This window comes from Geomonas sp. (genome assembly GCF_056994735.1).
On record NZ_JBXKJL010000259.1, the window covers coordinates 1 to 10276 of the forward strand.

General features: G+C 62.8%; 7 protein-coding genes. 1 reads left to right on the forward strand and 6 read right to left on the reverse strand.

The window, feature by feature from the left end:
• Positions 1-273: 273 nt before the first annotated feature.
• Together AC11W3_RS11490 and AC11W3_RS11495 are read right to left on the reverse strand one after the other, a co-directional pair.
• The gene (locus AC11W3_RS11490) at positions 274-1341 is read right to left on the reverse strand and encodes a type IV pilus twitching motility protein PilT (protein ID WP_484090768.1); all 1068 of its coding nucleotides are present in this window, start codon (positions 1339-1341) and stop codon (positions 274-276) included.
• Between the two features lie 12 nt (positions 1342-1353).
• Positions 1354-3009 (reverse strand): ATPase, T2SS/T4P/T4SS family, encoded by a 1656-nt coding sequence (locus AC11W3_RS11495; protein ID WP_484090767.1) that lies wholly within the window; start codon positions 3007-3009, stop codon positions 1354-1356.
• 150 nt (positions 3010-3159) lie between these two features.
• Between AC11W3_RS11495 and AC11W3_RS11500 the strand changes: the two genes are divergently transcribed.
• Positions 3160-4164, forward strand: coding sequence for a hypothetical protein (locus AC11W3_RS11500; RefSeq protein WP_484090766.1), 1005 nt, complete (start codon positions 3160-3162; stop codon positions 4162-4164).
• A 188-nt stretch (positions 4165-4352) separates the two neighbouring features.
• Here AC11W3_RS11500 and AC11W3_RS11505 read toward each other — a convergent pair whose 3' ends face one another.
• From AC11W3_RS11505 to pdxA, 4 genes are all read right to left on the reverse strand, one after another.
• Positions 4353-6785 carry a diguanylate cyclase domain-containing protein gene (locus AC11W3_RS11505; protein ID WP_484090765.1) on the reverse strand — a complete coding sequence of 811 codons (2433 nt, stop codon included), beginning with the start codon at positions 6783-6785 and terminating at the stop codon, positions 4353-4355.
• 12 nt (positions 6786-6797) lie between these two features.
• The gene (locus tag AC11W3_RS11510) at positions 6798-7892 is read right to left on the reverse strand and encodes an HD-GYP domain-containing protein (RefSeq protein WP_484093047.1); all 1095 of its coding nucleotides are present in this window, start codon (positions 7890-7892) and stop codon (positions 6798-6800) included.
• A gap of 359 nt (positions 7893-8251) precedes the next feature.
• Complete coding sequence (locus AC11W3_RS11515; protein ID WP_484088237.1) at positions 8252-9202, reverse strand: transglycosylase domain-containing protein; 951 nt, start codon at positions 9200-9202, stop codon at positions 8252-8254.
• Entirely contained in the window at positions 9199-10209 is a 1011-nt protein-coding gene (gene pdxA / locus AC11W3_RS11520; protein ID WP_484093048.1) for a 4-hydroxythreonine-4-phosphate dehydrogenase PdxA, read from the reverse strand. Before pdxA ends, AC11W3_RS11515 begins: the two co-directional genes overlap by 4 nt.
• Positions 10210-10276 lie beyond the last annotated feature (67 nt).

Below are 10276 nucleotides of genomic sequence, written 5' to 3' on the forward strand. Positions count from 1 at the left end.
CTTCACTTCCGAGATGGGGGGGGGATGGACGCCCCTTATGTGGTTAGAGATCGGGAATTTCATATCTGCCTCAAGCTGATTCATGTCGCTTGCGGCCTGAGCCGCGAGCGCAGGGCTCTTCGCGGAAGGCTTCCGCTCTTACAGGGACGCCGCTCCTACAGATGATTACCTCGGGGAGATCCGGTGCACGCTCCGCCGCTCCGGTTGAACCGATCGCCTCCCACAGGCAAAAAAAAGCCCTCGTAAGAGGGCTCGCAGGTGAAGGAAGCCGGCCTATTGCTCCGGGGCCGGGAGGTACTGCTCGAACTGCTTCTTGTCCTGGCAGCAGCGGTAGGCCTCCTCCGGAGACACCCTCTTGGTCTTCAACAGGTCGAGGATATGCTGGTCCATGAGCTGCATCCCGTCCCTTCTGGCGGTCTGCATGATGGACGGGATCTGGAAGGTCTTTCCCTCCCTGATCAGGTTGCCGATAGCCGGAGTACCGATCATGATCTCCAGCGCCGCAGCCCGCCCCTTGCCGTCCGCCGTCTTCAGGAGCTGCTGGCAGATGACCCCCTTGAGCGACTCCGAGAGCAGGGTCCGCACCGTCTCCTGGGCATCCTTGGGGAAAACGTCGACGATGCGGTCCACGGTCTTGGCAGCCGAGCTGGTGTGCAGGGTCCCGAAGACCAGATGGCCAGTCTCCGCCGCGCTCATGGCCAGGCTGATCGTCTCCAGGTCGCGCATCTCCCCGACCAGGATCACGTCCGGATCCTCCCTCAGGGCGGCACGGAGCGCGGTGGCGAAACTCTCCGAATGTTCCCCGATCTGGCGCTGGTTGAAGAGCGATTTCTTGTTCTCGTGTATGAACTCCAGCGGATCCTCGAGAGTGAGGATGTGCTCGTTCCTGGTGCTGTTGATCAGGTCGATCATCCCTGCCAGGGTGGTCGACTTGCCGCTTCCGGTCGGGCCGGTTACCAGCACCAGCCCCTTCTTCAGGGTCGTGAGCTTACGCACACCTTCCGGAAGGCCCAGCTCGTCTGCCGACAGGATCCTGGTCGGGATGATCCTGAAGACCGCGGCAATGCCCCGGTGCTGCATCATCATGTTGCCACGGAAGCGGGCGAGGCCGGGAACGGTATAGGCGAAGTCGAGGTCGTGCTTCTCGTTGAAGGTCTCGCGCTGCTTCTCCGTAAGGATCTCGAAGAGGATGGACTTCAGCTCCTCGTGGGCCAGCACCTTGAAATTCTGGCGTTCCATCTCACCGCGCAGCCTGAAGATCGGGGGGGCACCGGTGGAGAGATGCAGGTCCGAGGCCCCTTTGTCGCTCATCAGTTTGAACAGTGCGTCAATCCTTGCCATTTTTCATCTCCGTCAAAGTATTATGGAGGCGACGTATTCACCGGGGGAGATCTCGCCCCTCTCCAGGAGCTCCGTACCCTCCTCGGTGATGCCCCGATAGCCGTTATCTTTCATGTAGCCAATTATCTCCGCGCTCTTCCCGATCATCTCGAAAGCCTCCAGGAAGGCCTTGTCGAAGCGGATCACGTCGAGCAGGTAGCGCCGTCCGCTGTACCCGGTATGGTCGCAGGCCGGACAGCCGCCGGGGCGGAAGTATTCCCTCCTGCCGGGGGGCAGCCTCAGCGCCGCCAGTTCCTCCGGCGCCGGGTTGTAGCGCTCCTTGCAGGAGGTGCACAGGGTCAGCACGGCCTTGCCGGAGACGGCGCCTTTGAGATGGGTGGGGATGAGGTAGTTCTTCTGCTTGAGGTAAAGGAGCTGCCTGATGAGGGCCCCCTTGTCTCCGTGGGACATCCCGGCCACCACCAGCTTGCCGCGCATAACCGCCTTGCTGGCCGCGATGAAGGCAGACACCTCCGATATGTCCTCTATGACGATGATGTCGGGATCGTGCTCCAGTGCCGCCGAAATCACCGAGGCGGTCTGGTCGATGCCGTCGCGGTTGAGAGGGATGCGCGGGAAATGCTTGGTTCCCCGCCCAAGCCGCTCCCCCAGGACCAGCACCGTCTTCGAGGAGGTGTCACGGGCGTCGAGAAAAAGGTCCATCAGGCGCGACCGCTCCTCGGGCTCCCTTCCTGAAATGAGAATCAGGCCTTCCTTTTCCTCCGTCAGCGACTGCAGGTCCGCCGCCTTCAGGGGGGCGAGCCGCAGATCGGCCAGATCGGCCAAGGGGGGAGGAGAGATTTTCAGCTTGAGCGTCACGTACTCCCCGCCCAGGGCGCCGAGGAGCAGGGCCTGAAAGGGTATCTTCTTCCCCTGCCACAGGAAGGTCAAGACGCCGGTGGCGGAGATGGCTCCGGCGGGGGCGACGCGGGCCAGCTTGCGGATGCGCTCGGTGAGGCTGCCGTAGCTTACGGCATCGAGACGCCCCAACTCGCCGGTGTTGTCGCCGCCGCGGGCCAGAAAGGAGACGGTATCGCCCAAAGGCTGCAGCACCAGCGTGGTGAACTTCTGCTTGACCACCTTGAGGAGCAGGTGGTTCAGCAGGGTCGCCGCCGACAAATCGGCGTTGACGGCCTCCATCACCTTGGCGGGAAACTCGGTGGAGCTGAAGCCGAGCTGGGGAGCGGCCTGGTCGGGATAGAAGAGATCCTGCATCTCCTTGATCTCCCTGATCAGCCCGACAGAAATGCTCACCTGGCAGCCGGTCACGCGGCCCAGCTCATCGATGGCTTCCTTGTTGAGGGGATCGGCCATCGCGACCGAGAGCTCGTTTCCGGAGAGGAAGACCGGGAAGAGGTTGTGGCGCCTGGCCAGCTGTCCCGGCACCCGGGCGATGGCTGCGGGATCGAGGTTCTCCCGCTTGAGCCGGACATAGGGGATATTCAGCTGGTTGGAGAGCGCCCAGTCGATATCCTCCTGGGTAACCACCCCTTGCCGGACCAGCGCCTCGCCGACGCGGCATCCCGAGACCTTCTGCGCCTCCAGGGCCGCCCTGAGCTCCTGCTCAGTTATTATCTGAGATTTGAAGAGAATGGCACCGATGGACCCTTCCTTGACAAGCCCTGTCATGTCTTCACCTCCAGGTATTACAGACGTCAGCTCAGGAAATGTACCTGAAAACGGGGTGACGGACAACCTTTACTTTCCTTTATCCTTCATGATAGCTTATCGGGCCAATGCCGCCCGCCGATGGCGGCAGCACCAGATAGGAGAAAACACATGCAAAGAAAAGCCATCGCCCTGCTGTCCGGGGGGCTCGATTCCACCCTCGCGGTCAAGGTCATCCTCGACCAGGGAATAGCGGTAGAGGCGCTGAATTTCACCTCCCCCTTCTGCACCTGCACCGGCAAGAACTCGGGCTGCAAGTCCGAGGCGGTCCGGGTAGCGGGGGAATTCAACATCCCGATCAAGGTCATGCACAAGGGGGTCGACTACCTCGAACTGGTCAGGAACCCGAAGCACGGCCACGGCAAGGGGATGAACCCCTGCATCGACTGCCGCATCTTCCTGCTGAAAAAGGCCAAGGAGTACATGGAGGAGATCGGGGCCGACTTCGTCTTCACCGGCGAGGTGCTGGGGCAGCGGCCGATGAGCCAGCGCCGCGACACCCTGCGGGTGATCGAGAAGGAGAGCGGCCTGGAAGGATTGCTGCTGCGTCCGCTCTCGGCCCAGCATTTCCAGCCCACCATTCCCGAGATCGAGGGTTGGGTCGACCGCAGCAAGCTCCTCGGCATCCACGGGCGCGGCAGGAAAGAACAGATGGAGCTGGCGGAGGAGCTCGATGTGAAGAACTATCCCTGCCCTGCCGGCGGCTGCCTCTTGACCGAGCTCTCCTTCGTCGGCAAGATACGCGACGTCTTCGACCACAGCGACGAGCTGAACCTCAGGGACTTCAGGATGCTGAAGCTGGGGAGGCACTTCAGGATCGGGAGGCGGAGCAAGCTCATCATGGGGAGAAACGAAGCGGAGAACGATCTCCTGGAGGCGGCGGTGCAGCCGGGTGAGGCGACCCTGAGCTGGAGCGGCGGCTCGAGCCCGTTGGCTGCGCTGATGGGAGAGAGCAGCGAGGAACTTCTGACCAGGGCCGCGCAGGTCCTTCTGCGCTACACCAAGGCCGAGGCGGGAGCCGAGGCCACGGTCGGGGTGACCTGCAACGGAACGAAGACCGAAATCGCGGTCCTTCACGCGCTCGACGCCAACGCGGTCGAGAGCATCAGGGTGTAAAAAAAAGGGGCTAGGGACTGGGGACTAGGGGCTAGGAAAAGGCCAGCTAGCTCTAGTCCCTCCTCTGCCCTCCTCTGCCCTCCTCTGCCCTACCTCGCTTCGCCTCAGCCTTTAGCCTTTAGCCTTTAGCCTTTAGCCTTTAGCCTTTAGCCTTTAGCCCCTAGTCCCTAGTCCCTAGTCCCTAGTCCCTAGTCCCTAGTCCCTGTCTCTAGCCCCTGCCTATAAAAACAGTAGCCGTTCCTGCCGTCCCGTTTCGCCCGGTAGAGAGCCAGGTCCGCCTGGCGCACGATCCCATCGAGGTCGGTGCCGTAGGTGGGATAGACGCAGATGCCGATGCTGACCCCTATGGTCGCCATCGTACCCTCCACCTTGAACGGCTGCGAGAGCGACTGGATGATCCTCTCGGCCACCAGCGCCGCGTCGACCTCGTCGGCCAGCTTGCTGAGGATGATGGTGAACTCGTCGCCGCCCATCCGCGCCACCATGTCGCAGGCCCGCACACAATCCTTGAGCCTGCGTCCCGTCTCGACCAGGACCAGGTCTCCGGCTGCGTGCCCCAGGCCGTCATTGATCTCCTTGAAACGATCGAGGTCCAGAAACATCAGGGCCAGCGGGTGCCGATAGCGCTCCGCCTCGCTCACCGCGTGCTGCAGCCGGTCGAAGAAGAGGACCCGGTTGGGGAGCGCGGTCAGGGAGTCGTAGTGCGCCAGGGTCTCCAGCCGCGCCTTGGCCAGCTTGCGCTCGGTGATGTCGCGGAAGATAACCTGCAGCGCCTTCTCGCCCCGGTACACGAAGCGGCTCACCCCGAGTTCCACATCGAGCGAGGTGCGGTCCCTTCTTAACAACCTCTCCTCGACCCACGGGGCGTTCGACCCGCTTTGGTCGGCATATACCAACTGCTCCAGGAAAAGCTCTTCCGATTCCCGCTGGATAAAGTCCTGCATCTCCCTGCCCAGGAGCTCGTCAGGCACCACGGCCCCCAGCATCTCGCACCCTGCGGGGTTGATGAAGACGAAGCGGCGGTCCACCAGGATGGCGATGCCGTCCAAGGAAAGCTCGACCAGGCGCCTGAACCGCTCCTCGCTCTCCCCGATAGCCGCCACCATCCCCCGTAGCTGCTCCTCGGTGGTGGCGCGCAGGGTGACATCCTGCAGGGTCTGGATGGCGGCGATCAGCCGCCCTTCCCCGTCGCGGATGGGAGCCGCATCGAAGGCGAGGTAACGCTGCTTCCCCCTGAGCTGAAACCACCCCTCCGCCCGTAACCCTTCAGGAATCAGCGGCGAATCGGCGTAACAGCCGTAGAGATCGCTCATCTCGTGAAGGCTGCCGTCCATGACCACGTCGGCCAGCACCCGGCGCGGAGAGTCATAAAAGGCCCGCCACGGCTCCGTGGTCCCCAGCACTTCCGCAGCATTAAGCCCCGTCAGCTCCTCGCAGGCCCTGTTCCAGATGATGACCCGGTGCTCTGCGTCTATTACATAGCAAGGTACCGCCGTGTGCCGCAGGAGCTGTTCGGCCAGCCCCTTCTCCTTCTCCAGCAAAGCCCGCTGGTTATCCAATTCCTGCATGACCTTGTTGAAGGCGCTGGCCAGGACACCGATCTCGTCTCCGCTCGCCACCGGGACAGGTGTGAAAGTGCCCCCCTCCCCTGCCATGTCGCCGACCGTTCCTGCCAGAAGGAGCAGCGGCCGGGTCAGGCGCCCTACCAGGAACCATACCGCCAGCAAGGCCGCCGGAAGGGCCAGGGCCAGACTAGACAGCACCAGCGCTTCGGCGCGGTAGATGGTGGCATATGCCTCCGAGACCGGCAGCTTCGCCCCCAGTATCCACCCCGTGGTCTTCAGCTTCCTGTAGGAGCAAAGGACAGGGTCACCGTTGCGCGTCACCGTCTCGCCGCTCCCCTCGAACCCCGCCAGCGCCCGCTCCACCAGGAGACGGTTCCCGCCGCCTACCTCCCCGCCGGCGACAAGTTCCCGGTCGGGATGGACGATGAGCTGCCTGCTGCTGTTGAAGAGGAAGAAATCCCCCCCTTGCGCAATCTTCACGTGTCCCAGATGGCCGAGGAAATTTTCTTCCATCAGGTCCAGGCGCCCCCCGAGCACTCCGGCGAGTTTCCCCTTCTCGTCAAAGACCGGGGCGGTGAAGACCACCGTGGGGTGGCCCGCACCCCGGGCGATTCGGAACGGCTCCGAGATGTACGGCTTGCCCGTGGCCGCGGTCCTTCGGTAAAATTCCCGCGCCGAGAAGTCGGTTCCTATCAGGATGTCCTGACCCGGCGAACAGGCGAGGAGTTTACCGTTGGCGAGAAATCCCGTGCCGTCTGCGAAGACCTGCTGCACGTCGAGACGTTCGTCAAGAAAGCGCTGCATCTCCTTCATGTCACGGAGCTGGGCCGGCCTGATGCTGCGCGCCACGGCCACCAGCTCGCTCTGGGCCGCCAGGATCTTCTCATCGAGCTCCACGGCCATGGCCGAGACCACGGACAACTGCCTGCTCGCGACGTTCTCCTTGAACTCGCTGATGAAAAAGAAGAGTCCCAGACCGACGACGGCAGAGATGACCGCGCTGACCATAAGGAAGACCACCACGGTCATCTTTATTCTGAGGCTGAAGGGCGCCATTGTCGCTCGCGTTTACTCCGGCTGCCCCGACTCGGCGTCCTGGTTGCACTGGAAGATCTCCTCCAGGTCGGCCTCGGTGCTGCGGAAGGCCTCCAGCACGGCGGGGTCGAAATGGTGGGGCATGGTGCGGCCGTCACCGACGATGATGATATTGGAGGTCTTCCGGTGATCGAAGGCCGGCTTGTAGACCCGCTTGCTGCGCAGGGCGTCATACTGGTCCACCAGCATGACGATCCTCCCTTCCACCGGCGCGTCCTCAGCCTTGAGGCCGTTGGGATAGCCGCCGCCGTCCCAGCGCTCATGGTGCGTCATGGCGATGGAGGCCGCCATCTGCAGCACCTTGTGACTGGAGCCGGAGAGGATCCTGCCGCCGATGACCGTGTGGCTCTTCATGGTGCCGAACTCCTCCGCGGTGAGGGGGCCGTTCTTGAGCAGGATGGAGTCGGGAATGCCGATCTTGCCGACATCGTGCATGGTGGAGGCTATGGCGATGGTTTCGATGAAATCCTGCGGCATGCCCATCTGCTCAGCGAGCCGCTTGGCATAAAGGCCGATGCGGGAGATGTGCCTGCCGGTATCCTCATCCCTCAATTCCGCCGCCGCGGTGAGCCTTTCGATGGTCTCGCGGCTCATGCTCCGCATCTGCACCAGCGCATCCGCCAGCTCCCGGGTGCGGATTTCCACGGTGCGCTCCAGTTCCATCTTGTAGTTTTTCTCGACTAGGACCAGGCGCTTGTAGTTGATCCCCTTCTCGATGGCGTGCATCAGGTAGGGTGGTTTGAAGGGCTTGATGATGAAGTCGAAGGCACCCTTCTGGATGGCCGAGACCGCCATCCCCAGCTCGGCATAGGCCGTCATCAGGATCACCGGGACATCGTGGTCTATCTCCCGGATCTTTTCCAGCAATTCGATGCCCGTTATCACCGGCATGTTCACGTCAGTCAGGATGGTGTGCGGGGGAAAGTGACGGATTCGTTCGAGAGCCTCGAAGCCGTTGGAGAAAGAGTGCACTTCCAGGCCGCTCATGGAAAGGAGCAGCGATACGCTCTCCAGCACGAAAGGGTCATCGTCGACGACGACGACGGTCCCTGAAATAGTCGATTCCATTTCTACTCCAGTCCAGCCGGGATTTACTTCCCTTTACCAATCGGCACCTTTAATGGGAACTTGAGGAGTTGATTGTTAACGAGCGTACGGAGGAGCCGGAGAAGATCGCGAATGGTGCGGCGGTAATGAGGAGAGAAGTCGTCGGAGTTCCCGCCCCGGAGGGGGAGGGGCAGGGAGGGGGAGGGCCGTGTTGTCCGGTTAGGTTTTTGCTTTGCCTCTTTCCCTTCCCAATCTTCCTTCGAAACTGCTCCCTCTCCCCATGGGAGAGGGGGAGCTTGAAAAGTGGAGAAATGGGCAGATGCAAGTAGCTAACCGGACAACGCTGGGGGAATGGGGACGAACGTGCTACGGCAAAGAAGCTACTGCTTCTCGCCCTGAGCCGGTCCCTCGGCGGGTGAAGGCCCTGCAGCCGGCGCCGGTTCAGGCGGGGTGGCAGGTGCCGGCGAAGGGCCCTGCGGCGCCTCCTGCCCTGCCTCCTCCTTCGGCTCCGGCGGCTCGGCCGCGCGGGCGCTGGACATGTTGGCCATGACCTCGACCTTCTTGATGCTCTCGTCCACCTTCTTCTGCATCCGCCCCAGGTTCGGGACCTCGGCCAGCGCCGTCCGGTACTCGCCCTCCGAGAGGACCCCTTTTGACGCCAGGAGCCTCAGGATCATGTTCGACCTCTTCAGCACCTTTCCCAGGTTCTTGTACGGATTGTAGGCCACCCTCGGCCCGGGGAGCATGGCGGCCAGGAAGGCGCACTCGCGCGGGGTCAGGTCGGCTGCGGACTTGCCGAAGTAGTAGTGGGCGCCGTGGCCGATGCCGTAGACCATCGGTCCCAGCTCGATCACATTGAGGTAGAGCTCGATGATTCTCCCCTTGGTGAGCTCCTGTTCCATCCGCTTGGCGAGGTAAACCTCCTTCACCTTGCGGGTCAGGGTCTTCTCCCGCGACAGGAAAAGGTTCTTGGCCACCTGCTGGGTAATGGTCGAGGCTCCCCTGGCGAAACTCTTCTTCTCCAGGTCGTACTTGATGGCGTTCTTGATGGCCTTGACGTCGATGCCCTCGTGCTTGTAGAAGCCCGCGTCCTCGGCCAGGATCACCGCCCATTTCATCTCCGAGGGGATGCTGGTGGAGGGAGTCCAGTAGCGGTTCTTGGGGCCGACGACCAGGGGATGGTAATCGCCGTGCCAGTCCTTGACCTGGATGGTCATGCTGACCTTCCGGTCCTTGAGCTGATCGACGGGAGGGAGGAAGTAGAGCGACACGACGACATAGACGAGATAGACAACGAAGGCGGCTACGCCCCACCACAGGTACTTTTTCATGCTTCCCCTCCGCCTTCCTTATTTCCGCAAGCGTTCCCGGCGGCGCCCTTTTCCGCCATCCGGGCGGCCATGACCATGGCTGCCTTCATGCTGGCGGTCGATGCGCGTCCCGTTCCCGCCAGGTCGTAGGCCGTCCCGTGGTCGACCGAAGTCCGGATGATGGGAAGGCCGAGGGTGACGTTCACGCCGTCGTCGAAATGCAAAAGCTTGAGCGGGATGAGGCCCTGGTCGTGGTACATGCAGACCACGCCGTCGTACCCTCCGCCGGTGGCGAAATGGAAGAGGGTATCGGCCGACAGCGGTCCGACTGCATCGATGCCGGCGCCCCTGGCGGCGGCGACGGCGGGTGCGATGACCCTGCTCTCTTCATCGCCGAACATCCCCCCTTCCCCGCAGTGGGGGTTGAGGGCAAGCACGGCCAGCCGGGGAGTCCGGCAGAACCAGCGGGAGAGCGATTCGTGGGTGATGCGGATGGTGGAGAGGACGCGGTCGAACGTCACCAGCTCCGGGACCTTCGACAGCGCCTCGTGAATGGTTACCAGAGTCACCCGCAGCCGGTCCCCCGCGAGCATCATGACGAACTCCCTGGTACCCGTCAGCTCCGCCAGAAGCTCCGTGTGTCCCGGGTAGTGATGACCGGCGCTGTTCATCGACTCCTTGTTGATGGGAGCCGTGGCCATGGCGGCGGCCGAACCGTCGAGGCACATTCTGGCGGCCTCGCAGATATAGCGGTAGCAGGCGTCCCCCGCGGCGGAGGCAGGTTTCCCGTAGACCATGTCCTCGGGCGAGAGCCTGCTCAGTTCACGCAGGTACAGCACGCCGGGGCGCGGTTCCCCGGGCGGCAGCCCGTCAACCGTTTCGATCGACAGCGAAGCTCCGGCAACCGCGATGCCGCGCTCCATGGCACGCCGATCCCCCAGGACCAGCGGCCTCGACAGCGCCGTGACAGCGGGGTCAGCCAGCGCCGCCGCGATGATTTCAGGCCCGATCCCGCACGGATCGCCCATGGTTACAGCTATGACCGGCTTTTGCACTTTGCTCTGACCTACCTTTCCCAAATCATCTGCGTCACTA

Bases quoted from the DNA above. Each gene is read 5' to 3' on its own strand.
- AC11W3_RS11490 (WP_484090768.1), bottom strand. From the start codon at position 1,341: ATGGCAAGGATTGACGCACTGTTCAAACTGATGAGCGACAAAGGGGCC.
- AC11W3_RS11495 (WP_484090767.1), bottom strand. From the start codon at position 3,009: ATGACAGGGCTTGTCAAGGAAGGGTCCATCGGTGCCATTCTCTTCAAA.
- AC11W3_RS11500 (WP_484090766.1), top strand. From the start codon at position 3,160: ATGCAAAGAAAAGCCATCGCCCTGCTGTCCGGGGGGCTCGATTCCACC.
- AC11W3_RS11505 (WP_484090765.1), bottom strand. From the start codon at position 6,785: ATGGCGCCCTTCAGCCTCAGAATAAAGATGACCGTGGTGGTCTTCCTT.
- AC11W3_RS11510 (WP_484093047.1), bottom strand. From the start codon at position 7,892: ATGGAATCGACTATTTCAGGGACCGTCGTCGTCGTCGACGATGACCCT.
- AC11W3_RS11515 (WP_484088237.1), bottom strand. From the start codon at position 9,202: ATGAAAAAGTACCTGTGGTGGGGCGTAGCCGCCTTCGTTGTCTATCTC.
- pdxA (WP_484093048.1), bottom strand. From the start codon at position 10,209: ATGGGCGATCCGTGCGGGATCGGGCCTGAAATCATCGCGGCGGCGCTG.